Consider the following 20,732-nt stretch of genomic DNA (forward strand, 5'->3'; position numbering starts at 1 on the left):
ATTCCGATCATCGCGCTGTCTCCCGTGCTGATCCTTGTCTTCGGCTTGACCRTGACATCAAAGGTCGCGATCGCTGCCATCATCTGCATGTTTCCGACGCTAGTGAATACTCTGCGCGGCCTGGAATCGGTCTCTCACTCTGAGATGGAATTGATGAAGATCTTGTCTGCAAGCCGAACCGAAATCTTCTTCCGCCTCCGTCTGCCCCGCTCTCTGCCATTCGTGTTCACCGCCCTTAAGATTGCAGCAACCAGCTGCGTGATCGGCGCAATTGTCAGCGAATGGGTCGGTGCCGAGAGGGGCATCGGTATGCTGATCATCCAGTCCACCTTCGATTACCGCACCGAGATCCTCTACGCATCAATCGCAGTGTCGTCGGCATTGGCGCTATCTCTCTTCGGAGCGGTCACGCTGCTTGAAAAGTATGTCGTCAAGTGGCGCGCGACCTGAGGCCTGGCCACTCAATCAATGGACAAGACCATGAACAAACCGAATCCTGAAATTGCTACCGCAAACTCTGGCGATCGCCGCCGAATTACCGCTCTCAAGACTTTGGATCTTCCGCGTTATGTGCTGCTTCCAGGCGACCCCGACCGTGTCGACCTCATGGCAAGCCAGTGGGACGAAGCCAAAGTTATCAGCCTTCCAAGAGGATACCGCGCAGCGTCAGGTGTCTATAAGGGCGCGCGCATCGGTGCGGTATCGACGATGATGGGCGCTCCGTCGCTGGACATCATTCTTGGCGATCTCTTTCTTCTTGGTATCGATACCTTCATTCGCGTTGGGACCTGTGGCACGCTTCGCGAAGACATTGCACCCGGTTCGCTGATCATCAACGATGCGTCGGTGCGGTTAGACGGAACAACGCACTTTTACGTGCGCAATGAATATCCCGCGGCCGCTTCGCATGAAGTCACCTTCTCGCTTGTTGATGCAGCCGTGGATAAAGGATTTTCCTACCGGGTTGGGACGGGTGCAACAAGCGGATCCTTCTTTGCAGGCCAAGGCAGGCCCGCGTATAAYGACTTTATGTCGCTTGAGGGCGAAAGGATCTTGGAAGAGATGAAGCGCGCAGGCGTGCTGAACTTCGAGATGGAGACAGCTGCATTGCTGACCCTTTCGAGGCTGCATGGCTTCCGCGCCGGGTCGATTTGTTCCGTCATTGCCAACCGCATCACCGGTGTGTGGGGTGAGAATGGCGGCGTTGCAAGAGCGTGCGAAACTGCGGCGGAAGCTATCCTGCGCCTGACAAACTGGGACAAGAAGGCCAAAGCCTCCGAACGCCGAAATATCATCAGCAGCGATTTGTAATCGCGCGAAGTACTTAACGAACATTACTGGATAGGGAGATGGTGATGGTCATGCCGATCACTATGCCGACGCTTATAACCAAAAGCGTGTTGCTTGAAGACGAATTCGTAAGGATCCTCGACCGTCGCGTGTTTCCTTTGAAGACCGAGTATGTCGACTGCCGGACTTACGAAGATGTTGCCGTGGCCATCGAACAGATGGTGACGCAAAGCAGCGGCCCATTCTTCGCAGCGAGTGCGGGATTCGTGCTGGCGGCGCGCGAGGCAGCGAAGCTCGCCAACGTGGAGGACCGGAAAAGCTTATTGTCGCATGCGGCCGCCCGACTTCTCAAGACGCGGCCCACCAACAACAATATCCGCGATGTGATCGGTCTTCTTCTGAGGGAAGCCGAGGCGGTCGTTGGGCAGCCCGATCTCGGACAAACGATGGAGGAAATGGCTCGCCAGGCCTGGGCCCGCCAGCACCAATATAGCCGTGATCTCGGCGAGAATGCCGCGAAGATGATCAACGACGGCGATTCGATCCTCACGCATTGCTGGGGAGAATCCGGGATCGTCGATGCGCTGGCATCATCGTTGCAAGCGGGGAAGAAGATCAAGGTTTATTGCACAGAGACACGCCCCTATCTGCAGGGCTCTCGGCTGACGGCCCATAGCGTGGCCGAAATGGGGATCGAGGCTACGGTCATCACCGACAACATGGCCGCCCATGCGATGGATCAGGGCCTCGTCAACAAGCTGATGACGGCGGCAGATCGCGTGACGCTCTCTGGTCACGTGATCAACAAGGTCGGGACCCTGCAGCTGGCGATTGCCGCAAACAATTTCAGCATTCCCTTTGTGGCAATGGTGCGCTTCCCCGATGCGAAAGCGTCAACGCCCTCAGATGTGCGGATGGAAGAACGCGATGGCAACGAAACGTTGCATTGCTTGGGAATGCGTACCGCGACCCCGCTTGCAAGGGGCTGGTATCCCGCTTTCGACGTCACCCCGCCCAGACTCGTGTCGGCCATTGCCACGGCCGTCGGCGTTTATGCCCCGGCGATGATCCGCGATCGTTTCGCCGAGCCGGCGGTTCCCCGATGATACGGCAAAAGCGCCTTTGCCTAAAGGGCGGCGCCGTGTGGAGCGGGCCAGGCGCAAAGATCCAAGAAGGCGGTCTCCTGATCAAGGGAGCTGAGATCGAGGCCGTCTTCACGCCAACAGACGCGGAGGCTGCGGCTCAAAGTTCCGATGAAGTGGTCGATGTTGGCGGCAAGCTTCTCCTGCCGCCACTGGTGGACTGCCATGTCCACTCAAACTCGACCTTGTTGAGAGGCACCGAGAATTCGCTTCCCCTGGAGCTCTGGTCCTATTACGCGATCAATTACGGCCGCGGCTCGACGCAGGAGGCGGTCCATTACGCGGCGCTCCTGACCGATATAGAGATGATCCGCAACGGCATCGGGGGGTTCATTGACCATTTTCCGCAAACCCACCGGGCAGCTTCAGCGATCGATGCCCATGTCCAGTCGGGGCTGCGGGTCGCCTTTGCCCCGTTCTTCGCGGATCTTTGGGACGAGGACATCCTCGATATCCCCCTCGACAGGGACGTCGTGCAAAAGATCGCACCGCTCGCGCCGAAGCGGCCGCAGGAGATCCGTGCAGCCTATGAACGGATCGCCGACCTGATCGGCTCCGATGGCGATGGACGTATCTCCCTTCTTGCGGGTCCGAACGCACCCCAACGGTGCTCGCAGGAGCTATGGGATCTCTGGAAAGATCTACAGGACGATCTCGATATCGGCAGTCACACACATTTTCTGGAAACGCTGCCGCAAGCCAAAGCTGCGTCTGAGCTCTGGCCGCAGGGATTGACCAAGGCTCTCGCGGATGCAGGCCTGCTGCACGAACGCCTCTCGTTGGCCCACGGAATCTGGATCGATGACCGTGACCGAGAGCGCATCGCGGCGGCAGGTTCCACGGTGTCTTTCAACCCGCTCAGCAACGCGATGCTTGGTTCCGGTCGCAAGCGGGTCAGAGATGACCTCAAGGCGGGCGTGAAGATCGCATTGGGTACGGACTGCTCGAATACCGGAGGTCGGCATGATCTCTTTGAGATCATGCGCCATATGCTCGTATCGGGTCRCGATCCCGGATCCGACTACGAAACATGGATCAGGCCCGAGGACGTACTTGCATCGGCAACGACCGTTGGTGCCGGTGCCCTTGGGAGCAAACGGGCGCTTGGGGCGCTAGAGCCCGGCCGTGCCGCCGACGTGCTTGTCCTGGATTTCGAGAGCTACGGATTGGCGACGGCGCCTCTGACGATCAACGCTCTGGTCTCGCACGCCGACCCGCGCAACGTCAATTCGCTCATGGTCGACGGCCGCTGGCTGCTACGCAACGGCGTGATTACCGCGTTCGATGAGAGGGCGGTCACGATCGCGGCGCGCACCTATGCCGAGGAATTGCGGCAGGCCGCGCTCGTGCGGCTTGGCGACGTCGAAAGCCTGCACCCCGCTTATGCAGCGTGGCAGGCTGGTATTTTCTCTGCCCATCGCTGCCCGGCTTGCGGCCAGACGGCCGGGCCAAATCCCCACACGTTCGGCTGCGCTCCAGCCTGACGACACGTCAAAACCGTTTTCGAGCGACGCCACCGGCGATCGTTTCGTCGCGTCTTATTTCAAGGAGGAACTCAGATGGCATCCGAGCAGGAGAAACGACAAGAACTTACCGAAGTCTACAAGGAACTCGACCGATCAGGCCTGATCTTCCTGGCGTCGGGCAATATCAGCGTACGTCATGGCGATGGCATGTTGATTTCGCCGACCGGTGCGTCGGCAGACAAGATCGCGCCCGAACACTTCATCTTCTGCAATTTTGATGGAACCTGCCCTGAGGGCGGCAAACCATCGAGCGAGTGGTCGATGCATGCGGCAATCTATGCCTCGGCACCCGCTACGCAAGCGGTCGTTCACACCCATTCCGACAATTGCGTCGCGGTCTCATGTACGAACAAGCCGCTTCCGCCGTTCCACTACATGATCGCGGCTTTCGGTGGCAGCAACGTGAAATGCACCCCTTACGTCACTTATGGTTCCCCCGAGCTCGGTCTGGCTGCGGTCGAAGCACTTCAGGGCAGAAACTCCTGCCTGCTCGGTAACCACGGCATGATCAGCCACGGCTCGTCACTCCGCAAGACATTCAATCTGGCGCTTCGACTGGAGATCTTGTGCCGGCAGTACATCCAGGCAAGGCAAGCCGGTGAGGTGGTGATGATGCAGCCGCACGAGATCGACATCGCAATCGACCGGTACAAGACATACCAGATAGCCTGACGCAGGCGGGTAAGGAGCTTAAAGTGTCCGACGAACCGAAGGGAATGAAACGCGGTCTTGCGAACTATGGCGATGCGGGTTTTTCGCTCTTCCTGCGCAAGGCCTTCATCAAGGCGATGGGTTATTCAGACAGCGCCCTGCAGCGGCCGATCATCGGCATCACCAATACGTTTTCCGGATATAACGCCTGCCATCGATCCGTGCCGGACATCATCGAGGCGATCAAACGCGGGGTAATGCTGGCCGGCGGCCTGCCGATCGAGTTCCCGGTCGTCTCCATTCATGAGGCCTTCTCGAACCCGACCAGCATGTTCTTGCGCAACCTCATGGCGATGGACGTGGAGGAAATGGTGCGCGCCCAGCCGATGGACGCCGTCGTCCTGATCGGCGGATGCGACAAGACTGTCCCAGCGCTGCTCATGGGCGCGGCCAGCGTCGACCTGCCGGCAATCCTCACCGTGACCGGTCCGATGATAACCGGCAGCCACAAGGGCGAGCGCCTCGGCGCTTGCACCGACTGCCGGCGCCTGTGGGGCCAACACCGCGCCGGGACGATTGACGAAGCCGAGATCGAGGATATCAGCAACAAGCTCGCGCCTGGTCCTGGGACCTGCATGGTGATGGGAACGGCAAGCACCATGGCGCTTGTCAGCGAAGCGATGGGCATGATGCTGCCTGGGGGGGCGGCGATCCCGGCCGTCCACGCCGATCGGCTGCGCCATGCCGAAGCAACCGGGGAGCGTGCTGTCGCGCTTGCCGCGGAAAAACTGCGCCCATCGCAGGTAATGACGAAACGATCGATGACCAACGCGTTACGCGTCCTGCAGGCGGTTGGCGGGTCCACGAATGGGGTCGTCCATCTTGCTGCAATTGCCGGCCGGCTTGGCTTCGATCTTGATCTTCGCGAATTGGACCGGCTTGGAACGGAAACGCCGGTGCTTGTCGACCTCAAGCCATCGGGCCAGCACTACATGGAGGATCTGTTCAAAGCGGGCGGCCTGACCGCCATCCTGCGCGAGATCGATCACCTCATCGACAAGGAGTGCCTGACCATCAGCGGCAAAACACTTGGAGACAACCTCAAAGACCAGCCGGCACCCTTTCCCAACGACGTCGTCCGCCCCGTGGACAATCCGATCCACTCTGGCGGCGGCATCCGGCTGCTACGCGGCAACCTTGCCCCAAATGGCGCAGTCATCAAACAGGCGGCGGCCAGCCCTGGTCTCTTGAAACATACTGGACGCGCTGTCGTTTTCACGTCACTGGCGGATATGGCTGACCGGATCGATGCGCCTGACCTCGATGTCAAGGCCGATGATGTCCTTGTATTGCAGAACGCGGGCCCGAAGGGCGCGCCGGGCATGCCGGAGGCGGGTTATATCCCGATCCCTCGCAAGCTGGCCGCAGCCGGCGTCAAGGACATGGTCAGAATTTCCGACGCCCGCATGAGCGGGACGGCATTTGGCGCGATCGTCCTGCACATTTCCCCTGAAGCCGCCGTCGGAGGGCCACTTGGGCTCGTACGAGACGGTGACCTCATCCATCTTGACGTGGAGAAGGGGAGCATTGAGCTTCTGGTTAACGGTGCCGAACTCGACGATCGTCGTTCAAGTTGGTCGGCTCCCTCCCATGTCCATGTCGAGCGCGGCTATGCCAAGCTTTACTTCGATGAAGTGCTGCAGGCCGAAGACGGCTGCGACTTCAACTTCCTGCGCGCCAGGCCACGCCGTAGGCGCGGCGAATAGACCGGGCGACCTTTTCAATTCCCGGATCTATCTTCTCCGTCGGTATCTGTGACACGGCCATCCGCAGGTAGTTCCGCCGGCTCTGGTCGAAGAAAAACCGCTCGCCGGATTCGATCAACACGCTCTGCATCGCCATGTCTGCGCATAGCGCCGTGGCGTCGATCTCGCGCGGCAGTTCGATCCAGAACGACGCCGCCCCTTGGCAATGGCTTACCTTTGCATCCGGCAGCCAGCGGGCGACGGAACGCGCAAAGATGCTGGCGCGGTCAGCGCTCGTTTTGGAAATCTGGCGAATATAGGAGTGGTAATAGCCGCGATCGATGAACATCGCCACCGCACGCTGGATGTTGCCAGGCGGGTGGCGATGCACGAGCCGGCGGATCGAACGGAGTTCTCGGATGACGAGCGGCGAGGCAACAACGAAGCCGACGCGAAGTCCAGGCGCCACGGATTTCGAGAGGCTGCCGATGTGAATGACGCGGCCTTCGGTGTCGATGCTCTTCACGGAAGGCGCGGTTTTCCCGTAGCTGAGCAGCTCCGTTTCATAGGTATCTTCGACCAAGACCATGTCCCTGCGCTTTGCAAGCTCAAGGAGAGCTTTGCGACGTTCAGTCGACATGACAGCCGTTGTCGGGCAGTGGTGTCCAGGCATGACGAAGGCGACATCACATTGTTTGAGTTCCGCCGAAAGGCAGACCCCATCCTCGTCGACGGGCAGGGCGACCTGCCGTGCGGGTGTCGTCGCGAGGATCGCCTTGATGTCGGGCAGCCCCGGATTTTCATAGCCCACGGTCACGCCGTTCTTGCTGAGAAGCTGGGCCACGAGATAGCGGCCCTCCTGTCCGCCGAGGGTCACCAGGATCTCGTCAAGTTCTGCCCAAATCCCGTGATTGGGCAGCACATGGCGGCGCAAGCTCTCGACAAGACTGAAATCGTCTCTGTCGAAGGCATCACGGCCCCATTCGGCGATCTCGGTGACGCCGGAGGCACTGCGCTCGCACTGCCGCCAGTGGTTGGTCGGGAATGTGCTCAGATCAAACTGGCCATATTTGAAATTATAGGCCATCTCCGCGGGTTCGGCACTACTTGCTGAGCTGTTTGCAGTCTCCGTCAGACCAAGCCGTGCACTCCAATCGAACGCTTCGATCTGCTCGTCGCCGGCGGGAGTCCTTGGTGCCGTGCCGCTGCTTGCCACGAAAATTCCGGAACGATCCCTGGTTACCAGGTACCCCTGTTCAACGAGAGCATTGATGGCGGCAATCGCCGTGTTGCGGCCGATATTCAGTAAGTCGGCGATGGCACGACTGGAGGGCAAGCGCACGCCCTCCGGTATCTGCTTGGTGTCAATGGCATCGATCAGTGAGGCGACCAACTGCATCGTGAGCGAGCCGCGGCTCTTGACGGGCTTGGCAAGCAGATGCTCCCAAACCAGCAGTGGGTCGGCAGCGCGTGGCGCGGTGTTGGTCACGATGAACACTCCCCCGGACTGGTTCCTATTTCATTAGGAACTGGATCTTTCAAACTTGGCAAGCGGAATATTTGATGCTGCTAGTGATGGCGAGCGAACCGCATAAAAAATGCGAACCATCCTGAGTTTGCCGCCGGACGAGCATTATCGAAGCCGACAGGAAGAGCGATGGAAAGAGATATCAGCACGTTTAAACGCGACGCCAATTTCATCGGGGGCGAATGGATCGGCTCTGACTCTGGCGCAGTTTTCGAAGTGACTAACCCGGCTACCGGCAAGGCGATCGGCCACGTGCCCGACGCCGGTGCGACAGAAACTAAGCGCGCAATCGAAGCAGCTCACACGGCGTTTGGGACCTTCAGGGAGACGACGGCGCTTGAGCGCGCCACCATGCTGAACAAGCTCCATGATGCCCTAATGGACAACCGGGATGTGCTCGCGCAAATCCTGACAGCAGAGCAAGGCAAGCCACTTGCCGAAGCGCTGACCGAGGTCGCGCAGTCGGCAGCTTATGTGAAATGGTATGCTGAAGAGGCGCGTCGAGCTTACGGCGAGGTTGTTCCAAGCCCGTGGAGGCGCCGACGGATCACAGTGACCTTGCAGCCGGTGGGCGTTGTCGCGGCGATCACACCGTGGAATTTTCCGTCGTCGATGCTTGCAAGAAAGGTCGCGCCGGCAATCGCCGCCGGATGCACAACCGTTGTGAAGCCAGCGTCGCAGACACCATACTCTGCGCTCGCCTGGGGCGTCTTGGCCGAGCTAGTTGGCATTCCGGCAGGTGTCGTAAACATCGTCACTGGAGCACCGCGTCCGATCGGCGATGAACTGTGCAGCCATCCGTTGGTGAAGAAGATCACTTTCACGGGATCAACAGCCGTTGGAAAGATCCTGCTGGAGAAGGCAGCTTCGACTGTCAAGAAAGTGTCGATGGAGCTTGGCGGGAATGCCCCTTTCATCGTGTTCGATGACGCCGATCTCGACCGCGCCGTCGAAGGGGCCCTTCTTTCCAAGTTCCGCAATGCGGGTCAAACCTGCGTTTGCACGAACCGCATTATCGTTCAGTCGGGCATCTACGATGCGTTCATCGACCGTTTTGCCTCAAAGGTCTCACGTCTTCGGGTTGGATCGGGGACGGAGCCTGGAGTGGAACAGGGACCGCTGATCGATGAACACGCCGTGCGCAAAGTCGAGGAATTGCTGCAGGACGCCACGACAAAGGGCGCAACGGTTGCGACAGGCGGTCACCGCCATTCCATGGGCGGCCTGTTCTTCGAACCCACAGTCGTTCGAGACGCGAGCGTCGATATGCGCGTCATGAAGGAGGAGATTTTTGGCCCTGTTGCGCCGGTCTTCCGCTTCACGGAAGAAGAAGAAGCAATCGCGCTTGCCAATGATACGGAATTTGGGCTGGCAGGATATTTCTACACTCAAAACTTGGCCAGGGCCCATCGTGTCGCCGAACGTTTGGAATACGGCATGGTGGGGATCAATGAGAGCCTGATAACCACAGTGGAAGCACCCTTTGGCGGAATGAAGGAATCGGGTCTCGGCCGCGAAGGCGGCTGGCAGGGGCTCAGTGACTATTTTGATGTCAAGTACACCTGCATCGGCGGTCTGGAACCCTAGGACGCGCCAGGGATCTTCACTGACGGCGCGTCGTTCTCCAAAATCGACCTGATCAACGATGTCGCGCTCGCACATGTCCTCAGCAACCAGAGCGGACCTTCCCATGGCGGGGAACCGCAGGGACCACATGTAATGCCCAATAAGCTACAGGCTGCTCGATCCTTTGCCGCTGATACTCTGGCGTTGTTCATTTTCTTCACGGTCACGGGCGTCGTGAACGAACGTTATGTGGTCGGTATGACCTGGGAGCAGGTTCTTCACGCACGCCTGCTCGGAACCGCCGTCATGATACCGAGCGGCCGGCCTTACGGGCTGTGGCGAGACCTTCTGATGCGACGCGCAAACGATAACCCCTTTTCCCAGTCCCTATGGGATAGCGCCGCGCTTTTGTCCTTCCAAACTCCGGTGTATGCCAGCATCATTTTCTTCAGTGGCGCACAAGGCCTCGATCTCGTCTTCGGGACCTTCGCAGCCGCGATCATGATGGTGTCATTGGGCCGTCCGTATGGCGTGTTCCTGAACTCCGTGCGGCGGGTCTTTCGGCTGAAAGAGGCGGCCCCAGACCTCGCAGGCTGATGAGGCGAGCCGCCTCGGCGTCCGGACATGCGGTCGCACGCACCGCCCCCCCTTAGCCCCACTCAGGCGCACCTTGTCCCTGAAGAGTGAAGCGAGTACTTGCCTTACTTCGCTACAAAAGTCCCATTGAACGCCACATCCGCGAGCGGCTTGCGCGGGCTTGGTACTTCGCGTTCACGCAACCCCTCTGGCAGCTGGCTCTTGTCGCCGATCTTGCCGATGGCGACGGCGCATTCGACGCGGAAGCCGTCTGGAACGCCGAGGACTTCTGGCGCGTCGTCGAAATCAACGCCGGTCATGCCGTGCGCTTCATAGCCAGACAGATGAGCTTGCAATGCGACCAAAGCCCACGCAGCGCCGGCGTCGAAGGAGTGGCTGTAAATCGGCTTCTGTTCGGCCGAACCCAGCGTGCCGGAATGAGTACGCGAAACGACATATAACAGTGCGGCGGCGGACTTCACCCAACTCTGGTTAAACTCGATCAGCAGACCCAAGAATTTATCCCATTGCTCCGAACCACGCAGCGCGTAGACGAACCGCCAAGGCTGATGGTTAAACGAGGAAGGCGCCCAGTGACCAGCTTCGAGGATCGTCAGCAGATCCTGCTCGGGCATCGTTTCATTGCTGAAGGCGCGGGGAGACCAGCGATCAAGGAAAACTGGTGCGATCGGATACTGCGATTCGCGATTGTTGCTGGTCGTCATAATTGTCCTCTCTGGGAACGGTTGAAACGAAGCACGGTTTTTTGGAGCGCTTGGCACGATGGTCCACCTCGCCCCGGTCGTAGCAGCGATGGTCGTGGTGACACCCGTTCCATATCGGTGCCGCATCGGTTGTCCGCGACCAAAGCCTCTGCGAAGAGCCTGGACACTGGGAGACCAGCGAGCCCGACCAGCAGAAAAATAGCGCAAGAAAAAATTAAGGCTCAGTCGCGGAATAGGCATACGAACCCGCTGCTACGATCAAGAAAGCAGCGGGCCTGTCCCAACGCAGGTGCGCCATCCATTTTCCCTCTGTATCGCGCCCGGTCGATGTTTGCGGCGGTTCAAGTTTTGAGATTAGMGTTGCGATTCTGGCCAGCATAGTATCCGCAAGTGCGACGCTGTGTTGCAAAATGGAGAACGGCACGCCTGTTAGCGCAGATTGCTCGCAGCGCCGGTGACGACACCCACGCACCCTTAGCAACTTCGACGAATAGTCTTTGGAAGGGTTCCACTTCGCGTTCCTTTTCGTGCAACACAGCGTCGCAAGACCGAGGGCTACCGGGTTTCTGAAGAGGATGACAGGTTCGCGGCCGGGGGCTTTTCCATAAGGGCCTCATCGCAAAGCGCCTCAACGAACGGCCAATACCGGGTATTCTGTGATCTTTCGTAACGGCCTCGTCCCACCCCGTCCATCGTGCGAATCCGGAAGGCGCTGCTTCACCTCGCCGACAATTCTTAAAACCAGCTGCTTGAGGGTAAAATGATCAGGAAAATACTCATCGCCTTCGTGACGATTTCTTCTTTCTCTGCAGCTCAGGCGCAAACGACGAAGGACGAGGCCGGCGCTGATCTGATCGTTTTCAATGCCCAGATCTTCACCGGCAACCGCGCGCAGCCCGAAGCTTCGGCTCTCGCCGTTACGAAAGGCCGTATCTACTCTGTCGGTTCCGATGCGGACATTCTTGGCCTGAAGAATTCCAAGACCAAATTGATCGATGCGGGCAGCCGCAGACTTATTCCTGGCATTATCGACGCCCACACCCACGTGCTCAACGACAGCGGCTATAACTACAACGTACGGTGGGATGGGGTGCCAACGTTAAGTCGTGCGTTGACCATGCTCAGCGAGCAGGCCGCACGCACGCCAGATGGTCAATGGGTCAAAGTGATCGGAGGCTGGTCCCCTTACCAATTTGAGGAGAACCGCTTTCCCACGCCGGATGAATTGCAGAGGGCCGTGCCTGACCGTCCCTTGATCGTGCAATATGCCTACAACCGCGCCTTCCTGAACAAGAGCGCGATAGAGGTTCTTGGCGTGGGGACCGACCGGTTTCCCAAACTGCCGGACACTGAATTTGAAAAGGACAGCCGCGGGCAATATACGGGTGTTGTCTATGGCAACACCTGGACCTTCGTCGCCCTTGAAACCATGGTGCCACAGCTTAAATTCGACGAAGAAGTGAGCTCCCTGATCTATAGCATTCACGGGCTGAACCGGTTTGGAATCACCTCGATTATCGATGCGGGCAGCAGGTGGGGATATCCGAAGCCCCAGGCGATGGTCGATGTGCTCGCGCGAGACAACCGTCTCAACGTGCGCATGCCCTTTGTCGTCCTGGAACTCGGCGACGGAAGCCCAATCAATATGGTGGACGCACAACTCGATGCGATCACGAAAATAGCACCGATAAGCCCCGGGCAAAACCTGCACCCCGCCTTGGCACACGGCCATGTATATCAAGGGGCCGGGGAAGTTTTGCAGGCGGAAGTGCACGATCACGAGAACTTCGACCGTCCAGCGATCATCATCCAGCCTGAAAAAATGCACCGCCTCGTTGAGGAGGATGTGAAGAAGCTGGTCCAGCGCCGTATCCCGTTCCGCGAACACATCAGCTACAACGAAAATATCACCCCCTTTCTCGACGCTCTGGAGAAGTTGAACGAAGCGATCCCTTTGGACGGTCTGAAATGGAGCCTCGAACACGCTGAAACCATTAGCCCGGAGAACATCGGTCGGGTTAAAAAGCTGGGCGGCGGTATTGCCCTTGATGCGAAAATGGCGCTGCACGGTGATGCCTTCATCCAGAGCCATGGCCGTGAGGTGGCTTTGCAGACGCCGCGTCTGCGCAAGCTCGTGGATAGCGGCATTCCACTGGCCATGAGCACCGACGCCTTCCGGGCAGCCACGTTCAACCCCTGGATTGGCATCAGCTGGATGGTATCCGGGAAGTCTGTGTCCGGATCGGAAGTTCTCGCGAAGGACAACCGCCTCTCCCGCGCTGAAGCACTCAAACTGTTCACCAGTGGTGGGGCATGGTTCATGGATACAGAATCTGAAATGGGATTAATCGCTCCGGGCAATCTCGCGGACTTTGCCGTGCTCGACAGGGATTACTTCGAAGTGCCGGAAGATCAGATCAAATCCATCTCTTCTGTTCTGACTGTCATGGACGGCAAGGTAGTGTTTGGCGCGCAGGATTATAGCGCTCTATCCCCAGAACTGCCTGCGATCCTTCCAGCTTGGTCGCCCGTGAAATATTTCGGCGGCTACTTCGGGGAGAAGTGAACTCGAGGTTCGGTTGTCCCTGCTCTGATGTGTTTCACACTTGGCGGCTGTCGCGCCGCCAAGTGACCGCCCTGATTGTCGGCGCTGGCGGGGCTGCAACAATTGCAGCACTGATGTGCCATGGGCGGCCACATTCGTAAGATCGAGTGTTTCAGTCGGGAGCTGCGCTCCAATCGACGGCGTTCCGGAAAAGGCGACGCAGCTTTGCAGACTTCTTACCGCTCCGGAGAGCGGAGGCGACATAAAATCCAATGGCAACAAATAGAACCAAGAAGAGGATAGATGTTCATGAAAACGCTCGTAACAACCGCAGGCAAAACCGCAGACGTCGCTTCGGTCGAGGCTGACATCGAAAAGGTATTTCAGACCTACGAGGCGGCGCTGAACGCCTCCGACACCGACACGGTGCTCACCGTATTCGCAGCTGACGGCGTCTTCATGGCCCCGAACAGCCCTTCGACGGTCGGCGCCGATGCAATCCGGGCCGCCTACGGCGGCATCTTCCAGACGATCACCTTCGATACCGAACTGATGGTCGAGGAGATCGTGCAGGTCGCTCCGAACTGGGCATTCGTCCGGACGAGCTCGAATGGGCACGTCACCGTGAATGCGATTAAACAGCGCGTCGCCGACGCCAACCATGAACTGTTCATCCTCCAAAAAGGCGATGACGATGCGTGGAAGATTGCGCGCTACTCCTTCGCGACGACGAACCCGCTGCCACGATAACGGGGCACGAACAGCGCCTGAAGTCGCGCCGAGGCGAGTGGGTCGGACTGGTGGCAATCTAGGCGGTCTCGCGCGATCTATCTTGCTCGTGGTCAACCTTTGCCCCTCGTGCAGCGTCGGCAGAGCACGGATGGTAATCCCGGTTTCGACCACCTCGCCTTGGCAGGGTTGGAGCTGCCGATCGGCGGGAAATATCGCCCCTTTGTCGGACGCGCATCCTTCGGTCCCGAATAATACCGGTCAAGCAGCTGACGGGATTCTTTTCTGAAAGCCGCGCATGGTTCATCGGGTGATGGAGGGTGCAATCTGGACGCGACAGTAACACCGGTGAGATCCTCTTAAACGCGGATCATACGGGCTGAAGGACCTATCTATCGCCAGGCCGGAAACTGGAAGGTAATTGGTGCCCCACGAAAGGTTGACACCACCATTACGTCGATCGTTCGTCTTCTTCGCCCACGTTCGCTGCGCCCTCGCTACCGGGCGAGTTTCCAAAACATTCGATGAGCATCTCGGTGAGGGTTCTCACTTTTCTCGTGGGATACTGGCCGGGCGGCCTCACGACGAAGATGCCTGCCGGCGGGATCGGATGACGCGTCATGATTGGCACCAATGCGCCCGAAGAAATGTGCTGCGCGACAAGAGGCTCCGGCAGATAGGCGATCCCGACCCCATCCAGAGCGGCCGCAACGAGCGATATTGCGTTATCGGCTACGAAGCGTCCCTGGGGTCGCACCATGACAACCTTGTCGCCATCCATGAACTGCCACGTCTCGGCGTCACGCATAACGACACGGTGCTTGGCAATCTTGTCCGGTACTTCGGGAGCGCCATGAGCCTCGATGTAGGCAGGACTCGCAACCAGCTTGCCGAAGATCGGTCCGACGCGTTTTGCGACGAGGTTTGAATCTGGAAGGTGACCAAGTCGAATCGCGCAATCAAAACCCTCTCCGACAAGATCTACGAAGCGATCGGTATAGGAGGATTGAATTTGTAGTTGCGGGTGTCGGCTCGCCATCTGGGAGAGGACGGGAGCAAAATGCGTCGGACCAAATGAAAGTGGGGCGGCTACGCGCAATCGGCCTCGAAGCTCACCGGCCGGCAGCATCGTTTCCCGCGCGACATCCAGTTCGGCAGAGATCCTGGCTGCGTACTCCCTGAATGTAGCACCCGCTTCTGTCAGCGCGACACCTCGGGTTGTTCTCGCAAGTAACTGTGCGCCGAGTTCAGCCTCGAGCTGGGTAAGCTTCCGGCTGACCATCGATTTGGAAATGCCCAGTCGCAGCGCCGCTGCCGATACCCCGCCCGCATCGGCGACCTCGACAAATATCCTCAGATCCTCAATGTCCAATACGCGTTCCTTTTCTTGCAACACGCCGTCACGCGACCGAGGGCTACCGGGCCGCAAAAGAGAATGACAGGTTCCCCGCGGATGGCTCTCCGATGAGGGCATCCTCGCAACAAGCCTCAATGAACCGCCAATACAGGATGTAATTTTTTCATGACCTTTCGTAACGGCCTCGATTCTCTCCTTCGTCCCGAAGATTCCGTCCTCGTTCTGATCGATCATCAGCCTTATCAGCTGACCAACCTCAATAGCCACGATCCTCAGGCTGTCGTCAACAACGCGACCGCGCTGGCGAAGCTGGCAAAAGCGTTCAATGTCCCGACGATCCTCACCAGCGTAATCGCGGATCGCGGCGGCAAGATCTTCAAGCAAATCACGGACGTCTTCCCCGGGCAGGACGTGATCGACCGGACCTGGGTCAATACCTGGGAGGACGAGAAGGTTGTGGACCTTGTCAAGGCGACCGGCCGCAAACAACTGATCATCGCCGGCCTGTGGACCGAAGTCTGCGTAGCGATGCCTGCGATTCAGGCGGCCGGCGAAGGCTGGGACGTGACCGTCATCACCGACGCATCGGGCGGAAGCTCAGCCGAGTCTCACCAGGTCGCCATCCAGCGGATGATTGCGGCCGGCGTGAACATGATGACCTGGATGGCACTGGCCGGCGAATGGCAGCGGGACTGGGCGCACCGAGCACGTCGAAGAGCTGACCGAAGTACTCATCTCGCATATGGCCGGCAGCGGCATCGCGTATCTGTGGGAGCAGCAACTGCTTAACACCCCAATCCCCACTACCAAGGCCGGGCACTGAATCTTGCGCAGGACGATGAGGATATCAACGGACACGCCCCGAGAATTCGGACGACCCGGCGATCCTCATCGCCCCCTCGTACACGAGACATCGATTATCTGGAACAGTGATGGTTGTTGTAAGATCGGTCGTATCGAGCACGCTTAGCCTTTGGAACGCAGTCAGCAAATGGTGCAGGAGTCCACAGCGGAGCCGCGCCCGCTTCACGTCCTGCGCAAGGACGCTTACTCTATCGCTGGCGGTCCTTACCCTCTCGGAACTCGACCACAAATCGGCCGTCGCGAATGACGAAGCATCGGCCGCAGAGAGGCCCGCGATGAAACCCGACCGGGCGCAGGAAGACTGGTCGGCTCTCGCGGATCCAAAAATGCGAACTCAGCCGCTAGACCGCCTCAAATACATTCCGCTGTCTCCCTTCGATCCTGACAGCTACATCTCGTTAGGGGTCAATCTACGCGAAATCTACGAAGTCAGCGATGCGCCGGTTTTCGGAGCCGTGCCGACGATTTCCAGCGATTTCTACGGGTTACAGCGTGCCCAGTTCCACATCGACGTCCACCTGAATGAAAACTGGCAACTGTTCACGCAGTTTGAGGATGTCCGCGCACTCGACAAAACGGTGGTCGGGCCCAACGACGCAAACCGAATTGACCTTCGCCTGGCATTCATCGGCTACACGCAGGAGACCGACGCGGGAACGTTCAGGGCGAGGGTCGGCCGCCAAGACTTCGCGTTTGACTTGGAACGGTTCGTATCGGTACGCGATGGGCCGAATGTCCGCCAGTCGTTCGATGCGGTCTGGGCCGGATGGGAGACGGACGCATGGCGCTTCTACGGTCTGGTCAGTCAACCCGTCGAGTATCGGGACGACGAGCCTTTCGATGATCGCTCAAGCAGCGATGTTTTGTTCAGTGGCGCGCGCGTCGAGAGGCAGCTGTCGCCGACGATCGAGGCCTCCGCCTATTATGCGCTTTACCAACGCAAGGACGCCACTTTTCTCAGCGCGTCGGGTGAGGAAGACAGGCATGTGCTTGATATCCGATCGACCGGCAGATATGTGGGTTTCGACTGGGATGCGGAGGCGATGGGACAGGTCGGCAAGGTCGGTTCAGCCGACATTCTGGCCTGGGCCGTGGGCGCAAGGACCGGCTACACCTTCGAGGATGTCAACTGGTCGCCGCGGATCGGCCTGCAGTTCGACATGGCGTCGGGTGACCGTGATGCAGGCGACGGCACGCTTGGCACCTTCAATCCACTGTTTCCAAACGGGTTCTATTTCTCGCTCGGCGGCCATACCGGATACACCAACCTCATCCACCTCAAACCGTCGATCACCGTTCAGCCGACGGAGGACCTGACCCTACTGGCCGGGGTCGGGCTACTTTGGCGCCAGACGACGGACGACGCCGTTTATACCATGCCGAACGTCCCGGTCGCTGGAACTGCAGCCGGGGGAACGCCGTGGACCGGGGCCTACGTCCAGCTGAGGGCCGACTACAGGTTCGATCAAAGTTATACGGGCTCGGTGGAGGCGGTCCACTACCAGGTCGGCGAGACGCTTCGCGATGCCGGAGGGCGTGACAGCAACTACTTCCGGGCCGAATTGAAATTCGCCTGGTAGACGATGCACAGCCCACACGGATCCGGGGCTGGACTTGGCCTGAGCATGGTGAACGAGATCATCGAAAGGCATCACGGCTTCATCGAAGTCGAGTCAGCGCCGGGAAAAGGGAGTGTGTTTACTGTGAGATGGCGCAATGCTGGGCGAACCGGCCGGAGTGTCGCGGTGCACCAGCATCGCAGCGCTCCTCGCAACGGCCTCGGCCAAGATTTGCTTGACCACGAGGAAGTCCGCGGCGGTGCCGTCTATCTTGCTGAAGCCAACAGCGTATTTGCCGGAAGCACATTCGGCGGACGCGAAGGCGCTGCTCGGCGAACATTGAATGCAACGAGCGGGCGAAGTATCGCAAGAGCTGTTTTCCTCGCATATTGAACAAGCGCGTTGGGCCGTTCCGATCACTACCGCTCTGACAGATGGCAGGAATGCGCCTAAAAGCAGTCATGTTCCGACTATTGGACACGATGGCAAAGCCTTAGGTCCCTAGTCTCTGGTTTTCCGCAGAAAGCACCTTTCTTAGAGATGAGGCCATTCCGCTATGGTCACGGTGTGGTGGCTATTGATGTCGACCAGCGGTTTCAGGATGTGCTGAAGCTCGTCTGCAGTTGGCTCGACCGAGAGGACATCCAGGATTGCAATCATCGCGCGATGAATGTGTGAACGGCTGGCAGTTGTCTACTCGATAATTACGACGGTTCGTTCGAAGTTCCTCAACCCGGCTCGGCTTGTGGCCGAAGTATCACGCCGGCTCGAAGCGACTTTAGCGGCGTAGATACACGGCCTCGCCATCGCAGCGCGCTGCCTTCTGCCGTTCATTCCGCGAGCGGCAGTCGACCTGCACACCGAGCTTGCCATATGGGTATCGATATCAACAGCCCGTCATTGTTCGTGGGATCAAGACAAACGCCAGGTGCGGTTCTCTTTCCGAGCAAGGGCACGTCTTAAGTCGCCTCAGAGCTGTCCGGGTCAGAATGGCTGCGCTCCGGGCACGGCTCCGTCTATTATCCCGATGAACGTGGCGATAGCTTCAACTTCGTCGCAATTGCCACGCAATCTTGCAGCCGCAAGTGCTTCACCGGCGCCAACCAGACCGATGCAGCGCCTCTCCAACTCCTCAGGGGGCAACTTGGTGTGCGGCGCCAGCACCGCGACGAACATCGCCACGCTATTGGCCAATAATTCCTGGAACACAGCAGCCTTTTCTTCGCTGCCAGCCAGGGCTGCGCCCACCGCATGGAACTCGCCATCTATGTCAGCGGCACATTGGATGTAGGCGGCAGCAAGCAGATCAACGGCTTCTGCGGCGCTGCGTTGACTACCCGTCATCGCATCACGGAAGGCGTTGACCTTTTGTGTGTCGATCCACCTGTAGAGCGCAATGAGAAGCTCGGACCGGGTCTCGAAGTGGTCGTAGGCAACCGGCTTGGACACACCGGCGCGGACAGCAAGGTGGCCCAATGTCAGACGGTCCGCGCCCTCTTCGCGAACAACCAACAGAGCGGTGTCAAGGAGCTGCCGGCGCCGCTCGTCCTTTGAGAGCCTCCTGACTAYCGTTCCGTGATGCTCAATATTGCCGCTCCGGTCCAAAGTCATTCCTGTTGTCATCCTACCAAAAGTAGGTTATCTGTCTTTTGCCTACTAATAGTAACTTATGGACTAGTAGAAGGAAAGAACCTATGCACGTAAAACCGATCCTGATGATGGGCGGCTCCGGCGCGATTGGCCGCCTGAGTGCTCAAACGCTGCGGGGCTTGCATCCCAAGGTGCCGTTTCTGATCGCCGGTCGCGACATTGCCAAAGCGCAGGCTGTAGCCCGGGAGCTCGGCAACGCCGATGCAGTAGAGCTGGACCTCGCTGCCGATGATCTGGGGTTAGGGGGCCAACAGGTTGGTGCCGTCGCCGTCTTCTACTCGGATAACCGCCTGGCTGGTCTCCGGTTTGCCAGTGCGCGCGCGCTACCCCACCTCAGCATCTCATCTGGCGTATTCGAGATCGCTCCCGAGATCGCGACTTTCATGCACAAGCCCGACGCAGGAGCGGTGGTTCTCGGTTATGAATGGTTGGTGGGCGCCGCGACGGTTCCTGCACTCGAACTCGCCAAAAGCTTCAATCACATCGATAGGATCAAGATCGGGGCGCTCGTGGACGAAGAGGATGGCGGCGGGCCGGCTGTCGCGGAAGATTTCGAGCGGTTGTCCAAGATGATGTCGGCAGCGCTCACGCGCCGTGATGGGGCCTATATCTGGCGCGCAGACGACGATGCTCAGGCGCAGTTCCATGCGATTGATGGGACCGAAGTCAAAGCCGCAGGCTTCTCGTCGATCGACGTCGTTGGCCTTGCAGCGGCGACCGGTGCGAAAGACGTCCATTTCGATCTCGCGACCGGCATCAGTTCGACTCGCCGTCGCGGTGAACCGAAGTCAACAGAGATCATCATCGAATTGTTCGGGAAGGGTCATGATGGTCAGGCGCTCCGGACGAGACATGCGGTTTTTCACCCGGGCGGAGCTGCACCTTTGACGGCAATGGGCGTAACGATGATCCTCGAACGCGTGACCGGGCTTGATGGCCGAGAGCCCGCTCCGCCCGGTCTCTATTTTCCGTATCAGTTGCTCGAACCGGCGACATATCTGCATCGTTTGGAAGCGGCTGGTGGCAGCTTGTTGAAGTTGGAACTTCCCTGAGTCTGCAGACGTCAATGGCAACAGCCGAACCTGCTCGCAGGGCGACTTGTTACGAATTCGGAAGCGGCGGGGAACGAGAGTTTATCTTCGCCGCCGCCCGCGCAGGGATGCCGTTCAGCCTGCTGCCGCTTGTCCGTACCTGGGACAGACCTGGCTGAGGGGCCATTCAGTTAAAACTATTTCTGCCTGGGCGGGTAGGGCTCGATATCCGCCGACCAGTAGTGCCT

The 20,732-nt window shown here is 59.0% G+C and carries 17 protein-coding genes and 1 pseudogene; 14 read left to right on the forward strand and 4 right to left on the reverse strand.

The features are described 5' to 3' along the window. From AC1D35_RS30480 to AC1D35_RS30505, 6 genes are all read left to right on the forward strand, one after another. Nucleotides 1-450: ABC transporter permease (locus AC1D35_RS30480; RefSeq protein WP_477941596.1), on the forward strand; the 450-nt coding region annotated here is incomplete at its 5' end. 30 nt (nucleotides 451-480) lie between these two features. Further along, nucleotides 481-1,311, forward strand: a complete 831-nt coding sequence (locus AC1D35_RS30485; RefSeq protein WP_477941598.1) for a nucleoside phosphorylase — start codon at nucleotides 481-483, stop codon at nucleotides 1,309-1,311. 38 nt (nucleotides 1,312-1,349) lie between these two features. Beyond that, on the forward strand, nucleotides 1,350-2,396 hold the full coding sequence (locus tag AC1D35_RS30490) for a s-methyl-5-thioribose-1-phosphate isomerase (RefSeq protein ID WP_477941600.1): 1,047 nt from the start codon (nucleotides 1,350-1,352) through the stop codon (nucleotides 2,394-2,396). Next, nucleotides 2,393-3,916: an amidohydrolase family protein gene (locus AC1D35_RS30495; protein WP_477941602.1), complete on the forward strand. Its 1,524-nt coding sequence runs from the start codon at nucleotides 2,393-2,395 to the stop codon at nucleotides 3,914-3,916. Before AC1D35_RS30490 ends, AC1D35_RS30495 begins: the two co-directional genes overlap by 4 nt. Nucleotides 3,917-3,991: 75 nt before the next feature. Further along, the gene (locus AC1D35_RS30500) at nucleotides 3,992-4,630 is read left to right on the forward strand and encodes a class II aldolase/adducin family protein (protein WP_477852890.1); all 639 of its coding nucleotides are present in this window, start codon (nucleotides 3,992-3,994) and stop codon (nucleotides 4,628-4,630) included. A gap of 44 nt (nucleotides 4,631-4,674) precedes the next feature. Continuing rightward, a complete protein-coding gene (locus AC1D35_RS30505) occupies nucleotides 4,675-6,375 on the forward strand; it encodes an IlvD/Edd family dehydratase (protein ID WP_477941622.1) in 1,701 nt (566 codons plus the stop codon). Here AC1D35_RS30505 and AC1D35_RS30510 read toward each other — a convergent pair. After that, nucleotides 6,332-7,843 (reverse strand): aminotransferase-like domain-containing protein, encoded by a 1,512-nt coding sequence (locus AC1D35_RS30510; protein WP_477941604.1) that lies wholly within the window; start codon nucleotides 7,841-7,843, stop codon nucleotides 6,332-6,334. The genes AC1D35_RS30505 and AC1D35_RS30510 overlap by 44 nt on opposite strands. 168 nt (nucleotides 7,844-8,011) lie before the next feature. Between AC1D35_RS30510 and AC1D35_RS30515 the strand changes: the two genes are divergently transcribed. Together AC1D35_RS30515 and alaE are read left to right on the forward strand one after the other, a co-directional pair. Further along, entirely contained in the window at nucleotides 8,012-9,469 is a 1,458-nt protein-coding gene (locus AC1D35_RS30515; RefSeq protein ID WP_113334964.1) for an NAD-dependent succinate-semialdehyde dehydrogenase, read from the forward strand. A gap of 132 nt (nucleotides 9,470-9,601) precedes the next feature. Next, nucleotides 9,602-10,045: an L-alanine exporter AlaE gene (alaE, locus tag AC1D35_RS30520; protein ID WP_477941607.1), complete on the forward strand. Its 444-nt coding sequence runs from the start codon at nucleotides 9,602-9,604 to the stop codon at nucleotides 10,043-10,045. Nucleotides 10,046-10,149: 104 nt separating this feature from the next. Here alaE and AC1D35_RS30525 read toward each other — a convergent pair whose 3' ends face one another. After that, a complete protein-coding gene (locus tag AC1D35_RS30525; RefSeq protein ID WP_477941609.1) occupies nucleotides 10,150-10,749 on the reverse strand; it encodes a nitroreductase family protein in 600 nt (199 codons plus the stop codon). Nucleotides 10,750-11,509: 760 nt separating this feature from the next. Here AC1D35_RS30525 and AC1D35_RS30530 point away from each other — a divergent pair. Further along, a complete protein-coding gene (locus AC1D35_RS30530; protein ID WP_477941611.1) occupies nucleotides 11,510-13,315 on the forward strand; it encodes an amidohydrolase in 1,806 nt (601 codons plus the stop codon). 288 nt (nucleotides 13,316-13,603) lie between these two features. Beyond that, nucleotides 13,604-14,044: a YybH family protein gene (locus tag AC1D35_RS30535; protein WP_477941612.1), complete on the forward strand. Its 441-nt coding sequence runs from the start codon at nucleotides 13,604-13,606 to the stop codon at nucleotides 14,042-14,044. 430 nt (nucleotides 14,045-14,474) lie between these two features. Here the strand turns inward: AC1D35_RS30535 and AC1D35_RS30540 are convergent, their stop codons facing one another. Next, nucleotides 14,475-15,395 carry a LysR family transcriptional regulator gene (locus AC1D35_RS30540; protein ID WP_477941614.1) on the reverse strand — a complete coding sequence of 307 codons (921 nt, stop codon included), beginning with the start codon at nucleotides 15,393-15,395 and terminating at the stop codon, nucleotides 14,475-14,477. A 150-nt stretch (nucleotides 15,396-15,545) separates the two neighbouring features. Between AC1D35_RS30540 and AC1D35_RS30545 the strand changes: the two are divergent. From AC1D35_RS30545 to AC1D35_RS30555, 3 genes and pseudogenes are all read left to right on the forward strand, one after another. Further along, nucleotides 15,546-16,203 (forward strand): annotated as a pseudogene (locus AC1D35_RS30545) (hydrolase). Between the two features lie 316 nt (nucleotides 16,204-16,519). Continuing rightward, a complete protein-coding gene (locus AC1D35_RS30550) occupies nucleotides 16,520-17,824 on the forward strand; it encodes an alginate export family protein (protein WP_477941615.1) in 1,305 nt (434 codons plus the stop codon). Between the two features lie 3 nt (nucleotides 17,825-17,827). After that, nucleotides 17,828-18,196: an ATP-binding protein gene (locus tag AC1D35_RS30555; protein WP_477941617.1), complete on the forward strand. Its 369-nt coding sequence runs from the start codon at nucleotides 17,828-17,830 to the stop codon at nucleotides 18,194-18,196. A 591-nt stretch (nucleotides 18,197-18,787) separates the two neighbouring features. On the opposite strand, the gene AC1D35_RS30560 is transcribed toward AC1D35_RS30555, so the two are convergent. Continuing rightward, the gene (locus tag AC1D35_RS30560; RefSeq protein ID WP_477941619.1) at nucleotides 18,788-19,414 is read right to left on the reverse strand and encodes a TetR/AcrR family transcriptional regulator; all 627 of its coding nucleotides are present in this window, start codon (nucleotides 19,412-19,414) and stop codon (nucleotides 18,788-18,790) included. An 83-nt stretch (nucleotides 19,415-19,497) separates the two neighbouring features. Between AC1D35_RS30560 and AC1D35_RS30565 the strand changes: the two genes are divergently transcribed. After that, entirely contained in the window at nucleotides 19,498-20,505 is a 1,008-nt protein-coding gene (locus tag AC1D35_RS30565) for an NAD(P)-dependent oxidoreductase (protein ID WP_477941621.1), read from the forward strand. Nucleotides 20,506-20,732 lie beyond the last annotated feature (227 nt).

The organism is Rhizobium sp. P1_E6, from assembly GCF_056405875.1.

Coding starts and splice junctions, on each gene's coding strand:
- AC1D35_RS30500 (WP_477852890.1), top strand. CDS start 3,992: ATGGCATCCGAGCAGGAGAAACGACAAGAACTTACCGAAGTCTACAAG.
- AC1D35_RS30490 (WP_477941600.1), top strand. CDS start 1,350: ATGGTGATGGTCATGCCGATCACTATGCCGACGCTTATAACCAAAAGC.
- AC1D35_RS30515 (WP_113334964.1), top strand. CDS start 8,012: ATGGAAAGAGATATCAGCACGTTTAAACGCGACGCCAATTTCATCGGG.
- AC1D35_RS30525 (WP_477941609.1), bottom strand. CDS start 10,749: ATGACGACCAGCAACAATCGCGAATCGCAGTATCCGATCGCACCAGTT.
- AC1D35_RS30555 (WP_477941617.1), top strand. CDS start 17,828: ATGCACAGCCCACACGGATCCGGGGCTGGACTTGGCCTGAGCATGGTG.
- AC1D35_RS30505 (WP_477941622.1), top strand. CDS start 4,675: ATGAAACGCGGTCTTGCGAACTATGGCGATGCGGGTTTTTCGCTCTTC.
- AC1D35_RS30565 (WP_477941621.1), top strand. CDS start 19,498: ATGCACGTAAAACCGATCCTGATGATGGGCGGCTCCGGCGCGATTGGC.
- alaE (WP_477941607.1), top strand. CDS start 9,602: ATGCCCAATAAGCTACAGGCTGCTCGATCCTTTGCCGCTGATACTCTG.
- AC1D35_RS30530 (WP_477941611.1), top strand. CDS start 11,510: ATGATCAGGAAAATACTCATCGCCTTCGTGACGATTTCTTCTTTCTCT.
- AC1D35_RS30535 (WP_477941612.1), top strand. CDS start 13,604: ATGAAAACGCTCGTAACAACCGCAGGCAAAACCGCAGACGTCGCTTCG.
- AC1D35_RS30550 (WP_477941615.1), top strand. CDS start 16,520: ATGAAACCCGACCGGGCGCAGGAAGACTGGTCGGCTCTCGCGGATCCA.